The sequence below is a fragment of the Sagittula sp. P11 genome (assembly GCF_002814095.1).
GTDB lineage: Bacteria > Pseudomonadota > Alphaproteobacteria > Rhodobacterales > Rhodobacteraceae > Sagittula.
Genome location: NZ_CP021913.1, coordinates 2,835,048 through 2,854,802, shown reverse-complemented (window position 1 = coordinate 2,854,802; position 19,755 = coordinate 2,835,048). Strand labels below are relative to the sequence as shown.

The window sequence follows — 19,755 nt, the reverse complement described above, 5'->3', positions numbered from 1 at the left end:
GACAAGGGACGATGGCCATGATCCAAAGCCGCGCAAGGGCGCTGCTGCTGACACCGGCGGCGCTGTGGTATGCAGCCCTCCTGCTGCTGCCCCTGGCCGTCGTCCTGATCTTTTCCTTCGGCGAGCGCAGCGCCATCGGCGGCTACGCTCCGGGCTTCACGCTCGAACAATACGCAAACCTCCCGGCGCGGTTCGCGGCGTTCCGCAACACGCTGACGCTCGCGCCGGTGGGCACCGTCCTGTCCCTGCTGATCGCCTACCCGCTGGCCTATTTCCTGGCGATCCGTGTGTCGCCCAGATGGAAGACGATGCTGCTGGTGCTGGTGATCGTGCCGTTCTGGACCTCGATCCTGATCCGTTCCTACGCGTGGATCTTCCTGCTCGGCGGCAAGGGTCTGCCCGCGCTTCTGGCGACCTTCGGGTTCGAGGACATCCGGATGCTGAACGGCCCCTTCGCGGTGCTGGTGGGGATCGTCTACGGCTACCTGCCGCTGATGGTCTTTCCGATCTATGTTGCGCTGGAAAAACTCGACCTGCGCCTGCTCGAAGCGGCCGCCGACCTCGGCACGCCGCCGTGGCGGTCCTTCCTTCAGATCACCCTTCCCCTGTCGATGCCCGGCGTGCTGACCGGGTCGATGCTGGTCTTCATCCTGCTCATGGGCGAATTCCTGATCCCTGCGATCCTCGGCGGCGGCAAGGTGTTCTTCGTCGGCAATGCGCTGGTGGACCTGTTCCTGCAATCGCGCAACTGGGCCTTCGGCTCGGCCGTGGCGGTGGCCCTGGTGATCATCATGCTGATCACGGTCGCAATCTATTCCCGCCTGGTGAAACGCTTCGGCGCGGGCCGCGACGATGTCGCGTTGATGTGAGGCGGACATGAGACTTTACGCACTGGCGGTCTACGCCTTCCTCTACCTGCCGATCGGCATCATCGCGTTGTTCTCCTTCTCGGCGGGGCGGTCGGCCTCCTCGCTGGATGGGTTCTCGCTTCAATGGTACGGGCGCGCGCTGAACAACCCCTTCGTGATGGAGGCGCTCTGGACGTCCGTGCGCGTCGCCTTCCTGTCGGCGGTGCTGGCAACCCTCGTGGGCACGGCGGCGGCGCTGGCCCTGACAGGGATGCGCGGACGGGTGCGTGCCGCCTTCGACCTGCTGGTGCAGATCGCCGTCATGATCCCCGGCATCGTGATCGGCATCGCCACACTGATCGCGCTGGTGAGCGTGTTCGACCTGATCAATCCCTGGCTCGAACCCCTGACCGGGTGGCAGCTCTCGCTGGGCGCGGGCTCGCTGATCGGGGCGCACGGGCTGTTCACCATGTCGTTGGTTGTGCTGCTGGTGCGGGGCCGGATGGAGACGCTGGACGGTGCGCTGATCGAAGCCTCCGGCGACCTCGGGGCCACACCCTTCGGCACCTTCCGGCAGGTGACGCTGCCGCAGATCCTCCCGGCGGTGCTGGCAGGGTTCCTTCTGGCCTTCACCTTCAGCTTTGACGACTTCGTCATCGCCTTCTTCGTCGCCGGGGCCGAGACGACCCTGCCGATCTATGTCTTTTCGTCGATCCGCCGGGGCGTCACGCCCGAGATCAACGCCATCGGCACGATGGTCATGATCGCCTCGCTGACCCTTCTGATCGTGGCCCAGCTTCTGCTGCGCCGGTCACAGGCCAGGGCCCGCGGATAATCCACATGCAGGAGAAAGCCATGTTGCAGGATCGGGTCACTCTGGTGACAGCCGCAGGGTCGGGGATCGGGCGCGCGGGGGCCGTCGCGATGGCCCGCGAGGGCGCCTTCGTTGTGGTCAGCGACCTGCAACAGGACCTGGCCGACGAGACGCTCGGGATGATACATGCGGCGGGCGGCCAAGGCGCTGCGCGCGCACTCGACATGCGGGACGACGCGGCGGTCGAGGCAGAGATCGCCCGGGTGGTCCGGGATCACGGCCGTATCGACGTGCTGCACAGCCACGCAGGCATCCAGATCGCCGGCCGCGCCGAGGATGTGACACCCGCGCAGATGGACGCCGCATGGGCGCTCAACGTGCGGGCGCACTTCGTGGCGGCCCGGGCTGTCATCCCCCACATGCGCGCGCAGGGCGGCGGCTCGGTCATCATCACGGCGTCGAACTCCGGCGTCCAGTTCGACCGGGGGATGATCTCCTATGCCACGACGAAACACGCGGCCGTCGCCATGGTGAAACAGATGGCCGCCGACTACGCGCGCGAGAACATCCGCTTCAACGCCTTGTGCCCGGGGTTCGTCGATACGCCGTTCAACGCCGGGTTCGAGACCCAGATGGGCGGCCGCGCGGCGCTGGAAAGCTATGTCTCCGACACGATCCCGATGGGCCGCTGGGCCAGCACGGAGGAGATCGCCGAAGGCATCCTCTACCTCGCCTCCGACCGCTCCGCTTTCGTGACGGGACTGGCATTGGTGATCGACGGCGGGGAGTGCCTGTAGCGCAGCCCCCTTCCCCACCTTCTCTTGCCATTCCGGGAAAGCGCGACTCCATGATCGCGCCACGCCCGATTTCAACGACTTTGCCATGGCGGCCCGCAGCGGCACATGGGACCGCGCGGCCTGAGCAGGGGGGGCCGACAGGGCGGCACCGCCTCAGCCCTGCGCGCGGCTGTCCTCGATTAGGAGGCGCGCCATCTCCTTCGCGAGTTGCGCCGCCTCCGGCATGCCGCACATGCGCCGTGGCAATCGCCCCCTCCTTCAGCAACGCCAGCCGCTCCGCCACCTTGCCCGGGTCAGCCAGCCCGGCGTCGGCGCAGAGCCGTTCGAGATACTCGACGATGCGCACCTTGTGTTCCGCAGCCAGGCGATGCGCCGGATGATCCTGCGCCCCGAACTCGCCTGCCGCCTGAGTACGCAGCACAGGGACGCCCCAGCGTCCCCCTTTCAAGGAACACCATGATGAGCCGCCCGCCGATACCGCCCTTCGACGCCACGACAGCCGCACAGAAGGTCCGCATGGCCGAAGACGCCTGGAACAGCCGCCAGCCCGAAACCGTGGCGCTGGCCTATACGCCCGACAGCCAGTGGCGGAACCGCGCAGAGATCTTTTCTGGCCGCCCCGCCATCGTCGATTTCCTCACCCGCAAATGGCAGCGCGAGCTGGACTACCGGCTGATCAAGGAACTCTGGGCCTTTGACGGAACCCGGATCGCGGTGCGTTTCGCCTACGAATATCGCAACGCGGGCGGCGACTGGTTCCGCGCCTATGGCAACGAGAACTGGGACTTCGCCCCCGACGGTCTGATGCACCGCCGCATCGCCTCGATCAACGACCTTGCCATCGCCGGGGACGAGCGCCTGATGCACTGGCCGCAGGGTCCGCGCCCGGCGGGGCATCCCGGTCTCACCGACCTCGGGCTGTGAGGTGACCATGTCCAGCGCATACGCCCGCATCGCCTTCACCTCCGCCGTCCGCGCGGAACAACGCCGGCATGGGTCGGACAGCCTTTACGCGCAGGCGATTTCCGACACGCCCGTGCCTGACGCCCGCCTCGGTGCGCGCGAGACGGCCTTCCTGCAGACCCGCGACGGCATCTTCCAGGCCACGGTCAGCGAGGACGGCTGGCCCTATGTCCAGTTCCGCGGCGGCGCACCGGGTTTCCTGAAGGTCATCGACCCGCAGACCGTCGCCTATGCCGATTACACCGGAAACCGGCAGTACATCAGCACCGGCAACCTGCGCGGCAACGATCGCGTCGCGATCACCGCAATGGATTTCGCCCGGGCGAAACGCCTGAAGCTGCTGGGCCGTGCCGCGATCGGCGAGGATCCGGCCCTGATAGCCCATCTGCAGGGCGAAGGTGCCCGAAGGAGACGGCTATCTCGCCGCCATCATCAACTTCCGCATGGTCGCCAACGGCGTGTGGTGGACGGACGACGCCGTCACCCGCATCGGCCGCGGCGCCTGATCCCTCTTCCGCAAACCCACTGAAAGGACCATCCCATGAAACTGAATGCTTTCCTGACCGCGACCCTCATCTGCCTCGCCCCGGCCGCCTTTGCCGCCGACGAGGTCAACGTCTCCAACGGCCTGACCCTGACCGGCAACCCGCTGGGCATGCACGGCTTCGACCCGGTGTCGATGTTCAGGTCCGACGCGCCGACGATCGGCGACGCCGAGTTCACCGTCGCGCATGACGGCGTCGACTACTACTTCGCAACGGCAGACGCCAAGGCCGCGTTCGAGGCCGACCCGACGGCGATGCTGCCTCAATTCGGCGGGTTCTGTGCGTTTGGCGTCTATGTCGGCAAGAAGCTCGACGGCGACGTGCGCTATGCCGACATCGTCGACGGCAAGCTCTACCTCTTCGTGAACGAGGCTATTTTCGAGAAGTACCTCGAAGACAAGGACGCCGTGATCGCCGGCGCCTTCGCCAAGTGGCCCGAGATCGCGACCACCCCTGTCGGCGACCTCTGACCGATGCGCCCGGGCCGCGACGCGAAGCCGTGGCCCGGGACTGCCTTCGGGCACCGAAGACCAAAGGACCGGAGGGGATTGGCGGGCCACGATGACCTTTGCAGTGGGGCATTCCCCCCGGCCACAGCCCTTGCAGCAACCGTCATCACCGAGCCACCACTCCTGCGCCTTTATCGGCCCTGAGAGTCCGGCAACTGACCGTGGCAGTTGTAATTCGAGCCAAGACAGGCTATATCTTCTTCAGGCCGAAAAGGTTTTGCCGCAACGAGCGGCGCTTCTTTCACGACATCGGTACGCATGGAACTCGCCTCGGGAAATACCGGGGCCTGGGTCGCGCTTCTACCATCGGACGCGTTTCGCGCGGCCGATCTGGGCACGCGCGCCAATGCCATCCGGTGACGATCTGCCACGACATCAGAGCGACGCGGCGCTTTCTCCGCTGGAGGACTTTTCATGAATGCACCAGAATGGCTCAAGCCCGGCATCTACGGTGCCGTTATCGGCGCGGTGACCCTGGCCATCGTCGGCTTTTCCTGGGGCGGCTGGGTGACCGGCGGCACAGCGCAGGAACAAGCTGCCGAAATGTCCGAGGACAACGTGACCGCGGCCATGGTGCCCGTCTGCCTCGACATTGCCCGGACGGATCCGCAGCGCGGGGCCAAGCTCGAAACGATCCGCGATGTCTCGCGCTACCAGCAAAGGGATGCGCTGATGGAGGCCGGCTGGGCCACGGTGCCCGGCTCGGACGGCCCTGATCGCGATCTTGCGCAGGCCTGTCTCGCCGCCATCGACCTCGATGCTCCGGTCTTCAGCGAGGTCGACGAGGGGTGATGCTCAGCGTCATGGGCTTCCTGCTCGACAGCCTTTCCCGCGCTGCGATCCGCGCCTCGCGGGCGGGCGACATGAGGGATCAGGGTCGCGCAAGCCGCGTCCCTGCCTGGATGGCCGGCAACGGTACGGGCCTCGGCCACTGGCACGCATATCCTGCCCTGGCATCGTGCGGTGCCGAAAACACTTCACCCCTCGCCACGCATTTTCCCCGACCCGGGAAGCGCGGGCGTCTATCAATGACCTCTCCGGAGGCCAAACGGAGTTACAGCCTTGAGGGATGATCCCCGCTGGCGTGCACCCACAGACCGCGGCCCCGGGCTGCGGATGCACATCGGGTGCCGTATTACCCACATGCTGACGCAACCCACGCCGGTCATTGCGGTGCTCAACGTGCACTATTCCCGCTTCGGAGACCTGGAGCGCGCGGATTACCTCGTGACGCAACCGAGCGTTCCGCTCGAGAGCTACCGCGACGGATTCGGCAACTGGTGCACCCGGATGATCGCCCCGGCGGGCGCGTTCACGCTGACGACCGACGGGATCTTCCGCGACACAGGCTTGCCCGACCCCTACGCGCCCGACGCGCAGCAACACGCCGTCGAGGATCTGCCGTTCGACACGCTCGTCTACCTGCTGGGCAGCCGCTACTGCGACACCGACCTGCTGTCCGAGCAGGCCTGGGCGCTGTTCGGCCAGGCCGCGCCGGGCTGGTCCCGCGTGCAGGCGATCTGCGACTACGTGCACGATAGCATCACCTTCGACTACATGAAGGCCGATTCCACCCGCACCGCTGCGCAGACGCTGGCCGGCGGGCACGGGGTCTGCCGGGATTTCACCCATCTCGGGATTGCCTTGTGTCGCTGCATGAACATCCCGGCGCGCTATTGCACCGGCTACCTGAGCGAGATCGGCCAGCCCCTGCCCCACCCGTCGGACGATTTCGCCGCGTGGATGGAGGTCTATCTCGACGGCCAGTGGTGGGTGTTCGACCCCCGCAACAACACGCGGCGCACCGGGCGCATCCTGGTGGCGCGCGGCCGTGACGCGGCGGACGTGCCGCTCACGCAGATCTTCGGACCGGGCACGCTGTCGGACTTCGAGGTCTGGACGCATGAGGTCGACGACACGCCCGGAGGCAATGTGCCCGCCCCCTGACCGAACCCGGTCAAAGGACCTCCGCCTTGCATGCCAGTGCCTGACCGCCCCTTCGGGCGTGCAGGCTCCGTTTGCTTTCCCGATGCTTCAAGGAGTTCCCTGATGGACCTTCCACGCGACACGGTCATTTCCCCTGGCCTCAAGAATCGGTTCCCGGCCCTCACCGGGTTTCCTTTCGTCCGCCCCTCCGCAGGGCGCCCTTTCTGTTGTCCGCTTGACAGCGAGACGCCAGAATGGGGTACGCTCTCTGCCGTTTCCGCCCCGAGGCCACGCGAGGCACATCGCAAGAACACACCCGAGCGGCAAAGCCGAGAGCGCACAGGGGGTGCACCGATCATGCTGCCCAACCGCTTCGTCGAGCAGATGCTTGCAGACCCGATGATCCAGCTCATCATGCTGGCGGACGGGGTCTCGGACGCAGAGATACGCACCCTCTACAGTGTGTCTCCGCCCGCCTCCGGGCAAAGCCGGACATCGCACCTCGGGCGCCAGCCTTCCGCATCGGACCCGATGTCCGTGGGGGATGGCCCGCGACCGGGAAGCCCGCGTCCGGGCATTGGCGAGTGAGACCCGTCCGCGCGCGCCTGAACGCGCCGACAGCCCGCGGGCCGGTGCCGGAATGACCGGTGATCTGATCGCGCTCGACACCCGATTTTTCATGAGCGCGCCCGCCGTCGCCGCGGCGGACCCGCATCCCGACAGCGCGGACGACTGGGGGCACCTCGACGATCTTGCGCTCCAGATGCTCACCGATCCCTCGCACGATTGCGCCGTGGTCAGGGAACAATGGCACTCCTTCCTGGAGCGTGAAGGCCTGATCGAAAACCCCTCGGACCTGCGCATCCGTCTGCTCATCACGCGGGCCATCGCTGACGTACCGGGCGTGACGCGCCACGAGGACGCCATATGACCGTAACGCGTGACACTCGGTCGGACGACCGTACAGCGCGGTCGGCCGCAGACGTCCAGGCGGACCGCAAGTGCCTATGCTGCCAAGGCACCTTTCCCAGCGAAGGGTTCGGCGAACGCATCTGCAGGCGCTGCAAGGGCAAGACCGAATGGCGCAGCGGCGTCCGCAGCGCTGTCTCGACAGGGCGTCAACGCGGCAGCCGGACCTCCTAGCCCCCATGACCCAGCTGACGATCACCCACGTGACGCGCTACACTTTCCGGCAGGACATCGCCCTCGGACGACACCAGCTGATGCTGCGCCCGCGGGAGACCCGCGACCTCAGCCTCGTGTCATTCGCCCTCGACATCCGGCCCGAGCCGGTCCTCGACTGGTCGCACGATGTCGCCGGCAATGCCGTCGCCTCGGCGGTCTTCCCCACCCCGGCGCGTATGCTCGAGATCACGGCGAGGATGGAGGTCGACCTGCGCGCGCCGGTCTGGCCGGTCTTTCCCATCGCCGCCTCGGCCGCGTCCTATCCCTTTACCTATTCACCGGACGAGGTGACCGATCTCGGTGCGCTCCCGGCGCCGCAGTGCTGGGACGCCAAGCATCGCCTGCGCGACTGGGCAGAGTCCCTCGTGGCGGCGCATCCGACGGATACGCTGGCGCTGCTCAAGGACATCAGCAACACGATCACCCGCGACATCCGCTACCAGAGCCGGGAGACAGAGGGCACGCAGGGACCGCTCGAGACGCTGGACCGCGGCTGGGGCACCTGCCGCGACTTCGCCGTGCTCTTTGCCGAAGCGGTCCGGACCCTGGGCCTCGCCGCGCGGCTCGTTTCGGGCTACCTGTTCAACCCCGGCGGCGAGCTTGCCGGGTCCACGGATACGGGGGCGACCCACGCCTGGACCGAAGTCTTCATCCCCGGCGCCGGCTGGACCCCCTTCGATCCGACCAACAGGTCCGTCGGCTCTGCCAACCTGATCCCCGTCGCGGTGGCCCGCAACATCCACCAGATCTCGCCGGTATCGGGCAGCTTCAGCGGCCGGAACGGGGACTTTCTCGGCCTTGATGTCGCGGTGGATGTGCGCACCTGAGTTCCAGTGTCCTCTTACCGGGGCATTGCCTAAAAGCGCCGGGGCGTGACACCGAGCCCGCCGCAAAGCCGGACATGCCGAACAATCCTGGACCCTTCGTGTGCAACGTCCTGATGATCGTCACGACGGCTGCGATCATCCCGATGATCGGTATTGGCTCTCCTGCCGATGCCCTATGGTTCGGGCTGGTGATCGACACAGGCGATCTTCTTGCCATGCGCATGACAATCGCGATCAATCCCAATTCCCCGAGGCCGTTCAGCTACGCGATGGAAAACGCGCCCGGTTTCCTGACCGGCACCGTAAAGACGAGTGATGATCTGTTCCCGCCGGGGAAGGCAGGGGCACGCCATCAGCCTATATGCGGGGAGTCCAGAACACACCCCGACGCCGATGCCCGCGATAGTTGGCTGCGCAGCAGCCTTCGGTAAACGCGGTGAAATTTGGCTTCGGGCCGTCCGCGGCGAAATGCGCAGGCTGATTGACCGCCAACCGCGCGACGGTCCCGCAAGTCCGCTCCCTGCCGCTTACCCTCTATGCTGCCTCGGGCGCGGATGGCCGTGATGTGCAGCGGAACTGGCACTCCGGCACCATCCTCCCTCCGCCCTAAGGACCAGGCCCAGGTCTCCCGAGGCACCCGGCAGACCGGTTCGCCAAGGGACCGAGGCCCCAAGCCCCCTCAACAGACCCGGAGTTGCGCATTTTTCCTGCCGAAATGCGACATTCCCGGCCGAGACCGCTTGGACTTCCCCCTTGTGGTCGGGATAGAACGCCGTACCGCCGGGTGGTTTTCCCGGCCCTCAGAAGGAGGACGCAGCGTGAAATTCATTGGGCGCATGGCCGCCATCATCTGCGCGATCAACGCCTTCGTCGGGACGGTCGTGTCCTGGCTGTCGGTCGGCATCGTGCTCGTCTGCTTCACCGTCGTGGTACAGCGGTATGTCTTCGCCGTCAGCCACGTCTGGATGCAGGATCTCTACATCTGGCTCAACGGCGCGATGTTCACCGCGGTCGCGGGCTACGCACTGCTGCGCGACAACCACGTGCGCGTCGACATCTTCTACCGCCCGGCCTCTCCGCAGAAGAAAGCGGTGATCGACCTGGTGGGCGTGCTCGTCTTCCTCTTCCCCTCCATGTGGGTTGTCTGGACCTACGCGTGGCCCTTCGTGCAGCGGTCCTGGAGCTACGGCGAAGGCTCCGCCAACGTCGGCGGCATGCCCGGGCTCTACGTGCTGAAGACCTTCATCCTTGTCTTCGCCGCGCTGATCGCATTGCAGGGGCTGGCGATGATCCTGCGCTCGATCCTGATGCTTGCGGGCCGCGAGGACCTGGTTCCCGAACGCATCCGCTACACCCGCACCGAAGATCCAACCCATCCCACGGAGGCCGTCTGATGGATCCCGTCCTGATCGGAGAACTCCTCTCCGGCCTCATGTTCGTAGGCATCATCGGCTTCCTGCTGATGGGCTTCCCGGTGGCCTTCACCCTCGCGGGGACCTCGCTGATCTTCGGCTTGGTGGGCATGTACTACGGGGTGTTCGACCCCTCCAACTTCGGCTCCCTGCCGAACCGCTACATCGGCTACATGACCAACGAGGTGCTGGTGGCGGTGCCCCTCTTCGTCTTCATGGGGGTCATGCTCGAACGATCGCAGATCGCCGAGCAGCTCCTCATGACCATGGGCAAGCTCTTCGGCAACATGCGCGGCGGCCTTGCGATTTCCGTGGTGATCGTGGGCGCCATGCTCGCGGCCTCCACCGGCGTCGTGGGCGCAACCGTGGTCACCATGGGCCTGATCTCGCTGCCCGCCATGATGCGCGCGGGCTACAAGCCGACGCTGGCCACGGGCGTGATCTGCGCCTCCGGCACGCTGGGCCAGATCATCCCGCCGTCGACCGTGCTGATCTTCATGGGCGACATGCTCTCGGGGATCAACGCCCAGGTCCAGATGGCCAAGGGCAACTTCGCCCCCAGCCCGGTCTCGGTCGGCGACCTCTTTGCCGGGGCCATGCTGCCGGGCGTGCTGCTGGTGGTGCTCTACATCGGCTACGTGATCTTCAAGGCCATCGCCGACCCGGAAAGCTGCCCCGCAACCCCCGTCCCGCCCGAGGAAAAGGCCGGGTTGAAGCGCGAGATATTCACCGCGCTCCTGCCGCCGCTGCTGCTGATCCTGGCGGTTCTGGGTTCGATCCTCGGCGGCATCGCGACGCCGACCGAAGCGGCCTCCGTGGGCGCAGTGGGCGCCACCCTGCTGGCCGCCCTGCGCTGGAAGCTGTCGCTGAAGATCCTGCACGAGACGGCGATCCAGACCGCCACCATCACCAGCATGGTCTTCATCATCCTCTTCGGCGCCGCGGTCTTCTCGGTCGTGTTCCGGATGATGGGCGGCGACAACCTCGTGCACGAGTTCCTGACCGGCCTGCCCGGTGGTCCGCTGATGGCAGTGGCCGCCGTCATGGCGATCATGTTCGTGCTGGGCTTCATCCTCGACACGTTCGAGATCATCTTCATCGTGATCCCGATCACCGCGCCGGTCCTCCTGGCGATGGACATCAGCCCGGTCTGGCTGGGCGTGATGGTGGGCGTGAACCTGCAGACGTCCTTCCTGACGCCGCCCTTTGGCTTCGCGCTGTTCTACCTGCGCGGCGTGGCGCCCGACAGCGTGCCGACCTCGGCCATCTACAAGGGCATCATGCCCTTCGTGCTGCTGCAGATCCTGGCGATTGCGCTGCTCTTCGTCTTCCCGGAAGTGGTCACCTGGCTGCCCAGCGTCATCGCGGGCTGAGCCGGGCGCGACCAGCGCCGCACATGCAAGAAGGGCCCGGACATCGTCCGGGCCCTTTCGTTTTTCCGAAGCGGAAATCGCTCAGAGGGTGAAGTACTTCGCCCGCGCCTGGACAAAGCTCAGGTCGTTGCCCTCGGTACGGGTGCGCATCATGTTCAGCGATTCGATGAAGTGCTCGGTGACCTTGCGGGTCATCTCGTCGCCGCTGTCGCGCAGCTCCGCGATGATCTCCATCGACGCCTTTGCACCCGCTTCGAGGATCTCCTCGGGGAACTGGCGCACCTGCACGCCGTGCTCCTCGACAAGGGTCTTCAGCGCGCGCGGGTCGTTCGCCACGAAGTCCGAGGCGACCATGTCGTACTCGGCCTGGCAGACATCGCGGACGAGGGCCTGCAGGTCTTCCGGCAGTTCCTGGTACTTGGCCTTGTCCACCACCAGCTCGGTCGCGAGACCCGGCTCCACGAAGGACGGGAAGTAGTAGTTCTTCGCCACCTGGTGGAAGCCGAGCGCCAGGTCGTTGTAGGGGCCGACGAATTCGGCCGCGTCCAGCGCGCCCGACTGCAGCGCCTGGAAGATTTCGCCCGCTGCCATGTTGGTCACGGTGGCGCCGAGCTTTTCCCAGACACGACCGCCGAGGCCGGGGGTGCGGAAGCGCACGCCCTTGAGGCTGTCGAGACCGGTCAGCTCGTCGCGGAACCAGCCGCCCGCCTGGGTGCCGGTGTTGCCCGACAGGAAGGCCTGCACGCCGAACTGGTCATAGACCTCGTCCCACAGCTCCTGTCCGCCCAGGTGACGCACCCAGCCGCCCAGCTCCTGCGAGGTCATGCCGTAGGGCACGCCGGTGAAGTAGTTCAACGCGGTGGACTTGTTCTGCCAGTAGTAGGCGGCGCCGTGGCTCATCTCGGCGGTGCCGTCGATCACGGCATCCAGCGACTGCAGCGGCGGCACCATCTCGCCGGCGGCATAGACCTGCACGGTCAGACGGCCGCCCGAAGCGGCGGTGATCCGGTCTGCCAGGCGCTGCGCGCCGACACCGAGACCGGGGAAATTCTTCGGCCAGGTGGTGACCATGCGCCAGGTGATACGGTCCTGCGCGACGGCCGGGCTGGCCAGCGCTGCGGCACCGGCGCCTGCCAGGGCACCACGGCGAATGAAAGAACGACGATCCATGTTTCCTCCCACAGATTTGATAGGTCTTTTCCACGGTTTCCGGACAAACCCGGACCGCTTCGGCGGCCATCAATACAGGACAGGCAGAGACAGTCCAGTGCCGACAGCATGTTGTTTACCCGGTCATGGAAATGCAGAACGCATCAATACCTGTCCGGCTCGTCGTGCCGATCCCGGACCGCACCACCAGGCATCGTCACAGCGCGACATGCAAACGGCCTCGGGTACTCCCCGGGGCCGTTTCTTCATCTTCTCAGGCAAAATGGCCTTTTGAGACGGTTAGGTCATGCGGCGTGGCACGCCACACTGAAGCGACCAGCATAAAATGACCATAGACCACCGCTAAGTCATTGAATTTTGGTAGCGTAAAACCGCGAAATCCAACGATTTGACCATTCGACAACCAATTCGTGTCCACTCGGATCACGCGCGCCAATACCGACTACCGAACGGGGCGGCAGCGTCTGAAAGAGATATAGCGCATGGGTTCGAATTTTCACAACAAAAAGGCCGCCAAGATGGCGGCCTTCGTTCGAATTTCTGACTTGTCTGACTTTCGAGCTGATCTCGCTCGGTGACCCTGTGCTACGTCAGTTCAAGCTCAATCATATCCACAGCTCGGTAAATGCTGACACCGATCTCGGAGGCATCGAGCGCTGGCCGGACCCGAGCTTTTTTTATGTGAGAGACCACGACCCGCCTCTCGACATTATATTGGGTTGCGAGCCGAGCTTCCGTCGTGAACTCGGACATGAAGTCCGCAACGGCCTCCTCGGAAAAACGGTAAAACTGATGCTGTCGCGTCCGACCATTGATGACCAGCGGATGGAGCCCAGGCCATTCGCGGCGGTCAACCAGTGCCCAGCCAGTGGCCTTTGGGATCTTGAGGCGGCCAAACGCGGCAGAAGCCGACACGCCGGCCAGAACGGAGTTCGATTGAGCACGAACCTCATCAGGATCGACAAGTATGGCTGAATAGCCATTCACGTCGCGGAGCCGTGCGACTTTCTCGATGAAGCCTCCGAGGATCAGGTGCACGATCTCGACACTGAGAAGCTTGGCCTTCTCGGCCGCTTTGGCGATGGGGACCATCCCCGTCGGCACGACGTCCACCGGGCACGCCGCGGCACGAAGGGCTTCGAGAAATCTCTCGATCTCACGGTTGTCCACTCCTTTCCAGGTCCGACCAGCAGTAGAGTTCGAACCGTCTGAAATCGCGCGGAGAAGGCGTTCGTCGAGGAGCTGATCCGCGAGAGGACGCGTGCAGCCCAGCGCTTTTCCGAGTGCGCTGACATGGGTCAGGCGAAGGACTGAGCCCGCGACCTCTCGGCCTTTCTCCGCGTCGAACACATGGTGGCCAGTGATTTTCTGCTCGACCGGGATGAGGCCGCGCGCGGCGAGAACGTTCCGGAGCGTCCGGGGATCAAGCCCGGTCTCACAGGCGAGGGACTGCACGCTGTGCAACCGGCGCTCGTCAAGCACACACCCAAGAACGGCCTGACCGGCGGCAACGTCCATCGTATCGAGGATATGGTCCCGCAAGATGCGCGTAATGTCGCCTGCATCCTTGCGGTTCTTGGTTGAGGAAAGCCATTCGTAGAACGGTCCGAAGATCTTGCGGCACCCTGGTTTTCCGCTCGTTCCACGAAATTCCGCCTGCATCTGATACAGCGCATCGCGGATTGCGGGTTCCCCTCTCGATGTAATTTCGTAGCCGGCCCTGCCCGCCGCGTCCCAATCGTCTGGCGTCATTTCGGACGGCTTCTTCGAGGCGCCGAACTGGATGCGCATCCCGAGCATCTCTGTGCTCCGCACTGCTTGCTCCATCGTTTGCCCGCCGAGCCACTCCGGCCCGGACGCGCCGTCGAGGCGATCGAGTGCATATGCCTGCAATGGCGATGCGGACCGCTGCTCCGCATCGTCAACCAGACGATCCAGTTCAGCTCCGCGCTCGGGCACCATGGATGCCAGCTCGCGGAATTGATCGTCCCATCGCTGCTTCCGCCGGCGGACAAGTGCGAGCCCATGAACTGGACACGTGTAGACAGGCCGAAAGGTCCACTCCAGGCGCCCCCGCCGAGCGGTCGCGATATCGGAAGCCTCGATATCGTTCTCACGCAGACATGCCGGGCAGAAGACGGTGTCTGGGCTGGCAAAAAATTCAGCGGTCAGTTCATGCCCGCGCAGATCGAACCGTCGCTTCCCGATCCTGCGCGCCGAATTGCGATGGAGCGCAGCGCTCTCGGCACCGGTGAGCCCGGCGAGCTGCTCGACGGCATCGAACTCGCAACCGGCAAGTGCTTCCGGACGAATGCCGATATCATGGAGGAAGGGAACAACCCGTGTGCCGAGATGGAATCCGGCAAGACGCGTGACGAAGGACATCGGAGTTTCGCACAGGTCGAAGGGCAAGAAGGGAACGAGAACCGACATCATCGGGCTCCTGTCAGATCAGCGGAGTAAGGTTCAGACGGTGCGGCTGTGCAGCTGGATCGCCGACCAACGGGGTGCGAGGAAGATATTCTCGCCGGCCGAGCACCCTTCCCTCGCGAAATAAGCATCAACGAAATGCTGGCTGTCGAGCTTGGTGTCGCCGCGCGCGGAGGCGATCTCGATCGCGTCAATCATCTGCTCGATGGTATGCCTCCGGTGGAGGCCGTCTGACGGGGTTTCAGCGTCGGTGCTAAGTCCGACCTTATGGCCGACCATAAGTTCAGACCCGAGATTGAAGTCCTCTCTGCCGCGGATGCGCCGCGCCGTCGTCACTGGAGCGATGGCGACAAGATCGCGATCGTGAAGGAGAGCTTCCTGGGGCATCGCCAGGTGACAGCCACGGCGCGGCGGCATGGCGTATCTCGCTCTCTGCTGACGATATGGCGGCGCCAGTATCGCGCTGGCGAACTTGGCGCCGAGACACCGCCTTCCTTCATCCCGCTGGCTGTTTCGCCGCCCATGGCACCTCCGACCGTGCCCGCGACCGCACGGGAGGCGCCACGCAGCACGCCTGATGTCCAGCTCGAGATCGTGCTGAGGAACGGGCGACGGCTTCTCGTCCCTTCGTCGGTGGAGCCAGAGGTTTTGGCGCGGCTGCTGCCGGCCCTGGAAAGCCGATGATCGCCTTCCCGGCGGGGGTGCGCGTATGGATTGCCGGTGGGGTCACCGACATGCGGCGAGGGATGAACACCTTGGCGCTGACAGTGCAGCAGGGTTTGGGACGTGATCCGCATGCGGGCGAGATTTTCTGCTTCCGCGGGCGCAAGGGCGACCTGGTAAAGTTGCTTTGGTACGACGGTGTCGGCATGTCGCTTTATACCAAGCGGTTGGAGGCCGGGAAGTTCATCTGGCCGACCAGCGGAAGTGGTGAAGCGGTGCAGATATCCGCAGCCCAGCTCGGCTATCTCTTGGAGGGGATCGACTGGCGCAATCCGCGCTGGACGCAACGCCCTGCAAAGGCGGGATAAATTGGCTTCTCCAGCCTTATTCTTATGGGCTTTCCGATGCCTGCATGGTAGGTCTCGGCCATGTCAGATGCCGCTTCCGAGATCACCAGATTGCGCGCCGCGCTTGCGGCCTCGGAGGCCCGTGCCGAGGCCGCAGAGAGCGAGCTGGCGCAGACCCGGGCGGTGGTCTCGACCTCGGAAGCGATGATCAGGCATCTCCGGCTTGAGATCGCCAAGCTCCGGCGCGAGCAATATGGCCACAGCTCCGAGCGCCGCGCCCGCCTGATCGACCAGATGGAATTGCAGCTTGAGGAACTCGAGGCCGCAGCCACTGAAGACGAGATCGCCGCCGAGAAGGTAGTGAAGACCACGTCCGTCGCGGGGTTCGAGCGTCGCCGCCCGGCCCGCAAACCCTTCCCGGAGCATCTGCCGCGCGAGCGCGTGGTGATTTCGGCGCCCACGGCCTGTTCCTGCTGTGGCTCGGATCGCATCGTGAAGATGGGCGAGGATATCACCGAGACGCTGGAGGTCATTCCCCGGCAGTGGAAGGTGATCCAGACGGTCCGCGAGAAGTTCACCTGCCGGGCATGCGAGAAGATCAGCCAGCCGCCAGCGCCGTTCCATCCCACGCCCCGTGGCTGGGCTGGGCCCAACCTGCTGGCGATGATCCTGTTCGAGAAGTTCGGCCAGCATCAGCCGCTGAACAGGCAAGTCGAGCGCTACGCCAAGGAAGGTGTCGAGGTCAGCCTGTCCACCCTGGCTGACCAGGTCGGCGCCTGCACCGTTGCGCTGGAGCCGATTCATGCGCTGATCAGGGCCCATGTCCTGGCCGCCGAGCGGCTGCACGGCGACGACACCACGGTGCCGCTCTTGGCCCGGGGCGGCACGAAGACCGCGCGGCTCTGGACCTATGTCCGCGACGACCGGCCCTTCGCGGGCGGTGCGCCGCCGGCCGCGCTGTTCTACTTCTCGCGCGATCGGGAGATGGCTCACCCGAACCGGCATCTCGCCGGGTGGCGGGGCATCCTTCAAGCCGATGCCTATGGCGGTTACAACGACCTCTATCGCGGCGATCGTGATCCCGGTCCGGCCGGAAGCGCGCTCTGCTGGAGCCATGCCCGGCGGAAGTTCTTCGAGCTTGCCGACATCAAGGGCAATGTCCGCAAGGGCAAGTCCGCCCACGATATATCTCCTGTCGCACTGGAGGCGGTGGCAAGGATCGATGCGATCTTCGACATCGAACGCCAGATCAACGGCCATGATGCCACGTTCCGGCTCGAGGCCAGGCACCGGTTGTCCTGTCCCTTGGTTGAGGCATTGCACGCTTGGCTGCGCGCCGAGCAGGGCACGATGTCGAAGCACAATCCTGTCGCCAAGGCGATCAATTACATGTTCAAGAAAGACCGATGGGAGGCCTTCACGCGCTTCCTCGAGGATGGGCGGGTCTGCTTGACGAACAACGCGGCCGAGAGAGCACTCCGCGGTGTGGCCCTTGGCCGGAAGTCATGGCTCTTCGCCGGCTCCGAGCGCGGCGGTGACCGCGCCGCCTTCATGTATTCGCTGATCGTCACTGCGAAGATGAACGATGTCGACCCTCAGGCCTGGCTCGGCGACGTCCTCGCCCGGCTGCCTGGCACGACAGCCTCCCGGGTGCCGGATCTCCTGCCTTGGAATTGGTCCCCGACACGGCAAAGGATCGCCGCATGACCCTGATCGCCCGCCTCCGGATCATCTTGAACGACGTCGAGCCAATGCCGATGCGCCACATCGAGGTGCCGCTGAAGATCAGGCTCGACCGGCTGCATGAGGTCATCCAAGCGGCCATGGGCTGGACCGACACCCATCTCTACGAGTTCCGGGTGGGGGATGCCGGTTGGGGCATGCCCGACCCGGACGGGTTCTACGACGGCCCCATGGACGCGAAGAAAATGACTTTGGAAAAGCTGCTCGACCAGACCGCCACCAGGACGATCCAGTATGTCTACGACTTCGGTGATGACTGGGACCACAGCATCCGGATCGAGCGGGTGGGCGAGGCCACTCAGGGCGTGACCTATCCGCGGCTTCTGAAGGCCGCGGGGGCCTGTCCACCGGAGGACGTCGGCGGCGCCTGGGGCTACGAAGAGTTCCTCGAAGCCCTCGCCGATCCCGATCACGAGCAGCACGAGGACATGGTCCACTGGTCGGGCGGGGACTTCGACGCCGAGGATGCCGGGGCCGGCACCATCATCGAACGCTTCGAGCGGCTGGCGAAGAAATGGGCCCCGCGGCCTCGCAAACCCAAAACTACGATCTGAGTGACGCCAGCGACCGCGGCCTACGCCGGATGGTTACGCTCGATGCAGCGACCGAAGCGCTGACGGCCGGCGTGCACGAGCCTTTCCATCAGATCACTACGATCCGGAAGTTCGAGACCGGCTCGACCACAATAGCCTCCGAGAATTGCCCATAGCCGTTTACAGTCCGTTCCCCCAGAGACCTGCGGCAGAGCGATCGGAAAGTAGCGCCGGTGACCTGCCACGGGATTTTTCCTCCACCGTCGATTAGAGTCCGGCCCAACCTGAGGACGGACAATGAAGCGAACGAGATTCACGGACGAGCAGATCATCGGCATCCTGGCCGAGCATGAGGCCGGCGCGAAGTGCGCCGATCTATGCCGCAAGCACGGCATGTCGGAAGGCACCTTCTACAACTGGAAGGCCAAGTTCGGTGGCATGACGGTATCAGAGGCCAAGCGGCTGAAGGCGCTTGAGGATGAGAACGCCAAGTTGAAGAAGCTTCTGGCCGAACAGATGCTGGATCTGGCGGCGATGAAGGATCTGGTTTCAAAAAAGTGGTAGGGCCCGCGGTGAAGCGCGAAGTCGTCGCCTATCTTCAGGCTGAGCATGGCCTGTCGGAACGGCGGGCCTGCCACATCGTCGGCGCGGATCGCACGATGATCCGCTATCGATCTCAGCGCGCGCCGGACACGGTTCTGCGCGGCCGGTTGCGGGACCTGGCCAACGAGCGTCGGCGGTTCGGCTACCGGCGCCTGTTCGTGCTGCTGCGCCGCGAGGGCGAGCCCTCGGGGATCAATCGGATCTATCGGCTCTACCGCGAAGAAGGGCTGACGGTGCGCAAGCGGAAGGCGCGGCGCAAGGCGGTCGGAACGCGGGCACCGATCCTGGTCGAGGCGCGACCGAACGCCCGTTGGTCATTGGATTTCGTCCATGACCAGTTCGCCAACGGCCAGCGCTTCCGCGTGCTCAACGTGGTCGACGACGTCACCCGGGAATGCCTGGCGGCGATCCCGGACACCTCGATCTCAGGGCGCCGTGTCGCGCGTGAACTGACGGCCCTGATCGAGCGCCGCGGCAAGCCCGGCATGATTGTCAGCGATAATGGGACGGAGCTGACCAGTAACGCGATCCTGCGGTGGTGTTCCGAGCACCGGGTCGAATGGCACTACATCGCGCCGGGCAAGCCGATGCAGAACGGTTTCGTCGAAAGCTTCAACGGCCGGATGCGCGACGAGCTGCTCAACGAGACCATGTTCCGCAATCTGGCCCATGCGCGGATCGTGATCGCAGCCTGGGCTACGGACTACAACACCGAGCGCCCCCATTCGGCCTTGGATTACCAGACCCCGGCTGCCTACGCGCGGACCCTGACCACCGCAATCGCCCGCCCCGCTGCGCGAGATGAAAGCTCCGCGCGCCGGGCGATTGCTCAACCTGCGCCAACCGGCGTAAACACTAACCGGGCTCCGGTCGTGGCTGGATGAAAGTTCAGTGGCAGGTCAACACCTGGAAGGCCGCTGTCGGCGCGCGTGGAAATGGCGCTACCTACCCCGCGTGTCATCTGGAGGAGAACAGCCTCGCCGCGAAACGCCCGGAGATCGCAGATCAATGGTGCCACATGACCTCACATATGGCTCCAAGACGGTCGCAATCTGGGTCTGCCAAAT

At 65.1% G+C, this 19,755-nt stretch carries 22 protein-coding genes; 19 read left to right on the top strand and 3 right to left on the bottom strand.

The window, feature by feature from the left end; genetic code table 11:
- Positions 1–11: 11 nt before the first annotated feature.
- The 14 genes from CDO87_RS13795 to CDO87_RS13725 all read left to right on the top strand — a co-directional run bounded on the left by CDO87_RS13795 (position 12) and on the right by CDO87_RS13725 (position 11,199).
- The gene (locus tag CDO87_RS13795) at positions 12–869 is read left to right on the top strand and encodes an ABC transporter permease (protein WP_198521723.1); all 858 of its coding nucleotides are present in this window, start codon (positions 12–14) and stop codon (positions 867–869) included.
- Positions 870–876: 7 nt separating this feature from the next.
- Positions 877–1,683 carry an ABC transporter permease gene (locus tag CDO87_RS13790; protein WP_100929305.1) on the top strand — a complete coding sequence of 269 codons (807 nt, stop codon included), beginning with the start codon at positions 877–879 and terminating at the stop codon, positions 1,681–1,683.
- 5 nt (positions 1,684–1,688) lie between these two features.
- The gene (locus CDO87_RS13785) at positions 1,689–2,459 is read left to right on the top strand and encodes an SDR family NAD(P)-dependent oxidoreductase (protein WP_100929304.1); all 771 of its coding nucleotides are present in this window, start codon (positions 1,689–1,691) and stop codon (positions 2,457–2,459) included.
- A 459-nt stretch (positions 2,460–2,918) separates the two neighbouring features.
- Positions 2,919–3,383, top strand: a complete 465-nt coding sequence (locus tag CDO87_RS13775) for a nuclear transport factor 2 family protein (protein ID WP_100929302.1) — start codon at positions 2,919–2,921, stop codon at positions 3,381–3,383.
- Between the two features lie 7 nt (positions 3,384–3,390).
- Complete coding sequence (locus CDO87_RS13770; protein ID WP_157814991.1) at positions 3,391–3,951, top strand: pyridoxamine 5'-phosphate oxidase family protein; 561 nt, start codon at positions 3,391–3,393, stop codon at positions 3,949–3,951.
- 12 nt (positions 3,952–3,963) lie between these two features.
- The gene (locus CDO87_RS13765) at positions 3,964–4,437 is read left to right on the top strand and encodes a YHS domain-containing (seleno)protein (protein ID WP_100929300.1); all 474 of its coding nucleotides are present in this window, start codon (positions 3,964–3,966) and stop codon (positions 4,435–4,437) included.
- A 453-nt stretch (positions 4,438–4,890) separates the two neighbouring features.
- Entirely contained in the window at positions 4,891–5,268 is a 378-nt protein-coding gene (locus CDO87_RS13760) for a hypothetical protein (RefSeq protein WP_100929299.1), read from the top strand.
- 351 nt (positions 5,269–5,619) lie between these two features.
- Positions 5,620–6,423, top strand: a complete 804-nt coding sequence (locus tag CDO87_RS13755; protein WP_254698122.1) for a transglutaminase family protein — start codon at positions 5,620–5,622, stop codon at positions 6,421–6,423.
- A 336-nt stretch (positions 6,424–6,759) separates the two neighbouring features.
- On the top strand, positions 6,760–6,990 hold the full coding sequence (locus CDO87_RS13750; protein ID WP_100929297.1) for a hypothetical protein: 231 nt from the start codon (positions 6,760–6,762) through the stop codon (positions 6,988–6,990).
- Positions 6,991–7,042: 52 nt separating this feature from the next.
- The gene (locus CDO87_RS13745; protein ID WP_100929296.1) at positions 7,043–7,333 is read left to right on the top strand and encodes a hypothetical protein; all 291 of its coding nucleotides are present in this window, start codon (positions 7,043–7,045) and stop codon (positions 7,331–7,333) included.
- A gap of 217 nt (positions 7,334–7,550) precedes the next feature.
- Positions 7,551–8,414: a transglutaminase family protein gene (locus CDO87_RS13740; protein WP_100929295.1), complete on the top strand. Its 864-nt coding sequence runs from the start codon at positions 7,551–7,553 to the stop codon at positions 8,412–8,414.
- Positions 8,415–8,488: 74 nt separating this feature from the next.
- Positions 8,489–8,845 carry a hypothetical protein gene (locus tag CDO87_RS13735; protein ID WP_100929294.1) on the top strand — a complete coding sequence of 119 codons (357 nt, stop codon included), beginning with the start codon at positions 8,489–8,491 and terminating at the stop codon, positions 8,843–8,845.
- 387 nt (positions 8,846–9,232) lie between these two features.
- Positions 9,233–9,808 carry a TRAP transporter small permease subunit gene (locus CDO87_RS13730; RefSeq protein WP_100929293.1) on the top strand — a complete coding sequence of 192 codons (576 nt, stop codon included), beginning with the start codon at positions 9,233–9,235 and terminating at the stop codon, positions 9,806–9,808.
- A complete protein-coding gene (locus tag CDO87_RS13725; protein WP_100929292.1) occupies positions 9,808–11,199 on the top strand; it encodes a TRAP transporter large permease subunit in 1,392 nt (463 codons plus the stop codon). The genes CDO87_RS13730 and CDO87_RS13725 overlap by 1 nt, the downstream gene beginning before the upstream one ends.
- Positions 11,200–11,280: 81 nt before the next feature.
- Here the strand turns inward: CDO87_RS13725 and CDO87_RS13720 are convergent, their stop codons facing one another.
- The 3 genes from CDO87_RS13720 to CDO87_RS13710 all read right to left on the bottom strand — a co-directional run bounded on the left by CDO87_RS13720 (position 11,281) and on the right by CDO87_RS13710 (position 14,997).
- Positions 11,281–12,369 (bottom strand): TRAP transporter substrate-binding protein, encoded by a 1,089-nt coding sequence (locus tag CDO87_RS13720; RefSeq protein ID WP_100929291.1) that lies wholly within the window; start codon positions 12,367–12,369, stop codon positions 11,281–11,283.
- A gap of 585 nt (positions 12,370–12,954) precedes the next feature.
- On the bottom strand, positions 12,955–14,802 hold the full coding sequence (locus CDO87_RS13715) for a TniQ family protein (protein ID WP_157814990.1): 1,848 nt from the start codon (positions 14,800–14,802) through the stop codon (positions 12,955–12,957).
- Positions 14,803–14,835: 33 nt separating this feature from the next.
- Complete coding sequence (locus tag CDO87_RS13710) at positions 14,836–14,997, bottom strand: hypothetical protein (protein ID WP_157814989.1); 162 nt, start codon at positions 14,995–14,997, stop codon at positions 14,836–14,838.
- Between the two features lie 69 nt (positions 14,998–15,066).
- On the opposite strand from CDO87_RS13710, the gene tnpA reads away from it, so the two are divergent.
- The 5 genes from tnpA (at position 15,067) to CDO87_RS13685 (ending at position 19,572) form a co-directional block, all read left to right on the top strand.
- Complete coding sequence (gene tnpA, locus CDO87_RS13705) at positions 15,067–15,483, top strand: IS66-like element accessory protein TnpA (RefSeq protein WP_100927449.1); 417 nt, start codon at positions 15,067–15,069, stop codon at positions 15,481–15,483.
- On the top strand, positions 15,480–15,830 hold the full coding sequence (tnpB, locus tag CDO87_RS13700; RefSeq protein ID WP_100927450.1) for an IS66 family insertion sequence element accessory protein TnpB: 351 nt from the start codon (positions 15,480–15,482) through the stop codon (positions 15,828–15,830). The genes tnpA and tnpB overlap by 4 nt, the downstream gene beginning before the upstream one ends.
- A 60-nt stretch (positions 15,831–15,890) precedes the next feature.
- Complete coding sequence (gene tnpC, locus CDO87_RS13695) at positions 15,891–17,516, top strand: IS66 family transposase (RefSeq protein WP_100927451.1); 1,626 nt, start codon at positions 15,891–15,893, stop codon at positions 17,514–17,516.
- Complete coding sequence (locus CDO87_RS13690; protein ID WP_027264264.1) at positions 17,513–18,106, top strand: plasmid pRiA4b ORF-3 family protein; 594 nt, start codon at positions 17,513–17,515, stop codon at positions 18,104–18,106. The genes tnpC and CDO87_RS13690 overlap by 4 nt, the downstream gene beginning before the upstream one ends.
- A 276-nt stretch (positions 18,107–18,382) precedes the next feature.
- Positions 18,383–19,572, top strand: a protein-coding gene (locus tag CDO87_RS13685) for an IS3 family transposase (RefSeq protein ID WP_100927447.1) whose coding sequence is annotated in 2 segments (ribosomal slippage) — positions 18,383–18,635 and positions 18,635–19,572 — 1,191 coding nt in all. Because the reading frame shifts where the segments join, the coding sequence is not laid out codon by codon here.
- Positions 19,573–19,755: the final 183 nt, after the last annotated feature.

Coding starts and splice junctions, on each gene's coding strand:
- CDO87_RS13795 (WP_198521723.1), top strand. CDS start 12: ATGGCCATGATCCAAAGCCGCGCAAGGGCGCTGCTGCTGACACCGGCG.
- CDO87_RS13790 (WP_100929305.1), top strand. CDS start 877: ATGAGACTTTACGCACTGGCGGTCTACGCCTTCCTCTACCTGCCGATC.
- CDO87_RS13785 (WP_100929304.1), top strand. CDS start 1,689: ATGCAGGAGAAAGCCATGTTGCAGGATCGGGTCACTCTGGTGACAGCC.
- CDO87_RS13775 (WP_100929302.1), top strand. CDS start 2,919: ATGAGCCGCCCGCCGATACCGCCCTTCGACGCCACGACAGCCGCACAG.
- CDO87_RS13770 (WP_157814991.1), top strand. CDS start 3,391: ATGTCCAGCGCATACGCCCGCATCGCCTTCACCTCCGCCGTCCGCGCG.
- CDO87_RS13765 (WP_100929300.1), top strand. CDS start 3,964: ATGAAACTGAATGCTTTCCTGACCGCGACCCTCATCTGCCTCGCCCCG.
- CDO87_RS13760 (WP_100929299.1), top strand. CDS start 4,891: ATGAATGCACCAGAATGGCTCAAGCCCGGCATCTACGGTGCCGTTATC.
- CDO87_RS13755 (WP_254698122.1), top strand. CDS start 5,620: ATGCTGACGCAACCCACGCCGGTCATTGCGGTGCTCAACGTGCACTAT.
- CDO87_RS13750 (WP_100929297.1), top strand. CDS start 6,760: ATGCTGCCCAACCGCTTCGTCGAGCAGATGCTTGCAGACCCGATGATC.
- CDO87_RS13745 (WP_100929296.1), top strand. CDS start 7,043: ATGACCGGTGATCTGATCGCGCTCGACACCCGATTTTTCATGAGCGCG.
- CDO87_RS13740 (WP_100929295.1), top strand. CDS start 7,551: ATGACCCAGCTGACGATCACCCACGTGACGCGCTACACTTTCCGGCAG.
- CDO87_RS13735 (WP_100929294.1), top strand. CDS start 8,489: ATGCCGAACAATCCTGGACCCTTCGTGTGCAACGTCCTGATGATCGTC.
- CDO87_RS13725 (WP_100929292.1), top strand. CDS start 9,808: ATGGATCCCGTCCTGATCGGAGAACTCCTCTCCGGCCTCATGTTCGTA.
- CDO87_RS13720 (WP_100929291.1), bottom strand. CDS start 12,369: ATGGATCGTCGTTCTTTCATTCGCCGTGGTGCCCTGGCAGGCGCCGGT.
- CDO87_RS13715 (WP_157814990.1), bottom strand. CDS start 14,802: ATGTCGGTTCTCGTTCCCTTCTTGCCCTTCGACCTGTGCGAAACTCCG.
- CDO87_RS13710 (WP_157814989.1), bottom strand. CDS start 14,997: ATGATTGACGCGATCGAGATCGCCTCCGCGCGCGGCGACACCAAGCTC.
- tnpA (WP_100927449.1), top strand. CDS start 15,067: ATGGCCGACCATAAGTTCAGACCCGAGATTGAAGTCCTCTCTGCCGCG.
- tnpB (WP_100927450.1), top strand. CDS start 15,480: ATGATCGCCTTCCCGGCGGGGGTGCGCGTATGGATTGCCGGTGGGGTC.
- tnpC (WP_100927451.1), top strand. CDS start 15,891: ATGTCAGATGCCGCTTCCGAGATCACCAGATTGCGCGCCGCGCTTGCG.
- CDO87_RS13690 (WP_027264264.1), top strand. CDS start 17,513: ATGACCCTGATCGCCCGCCTCCGGATCATCTTGAACGACGTCGAGCCA.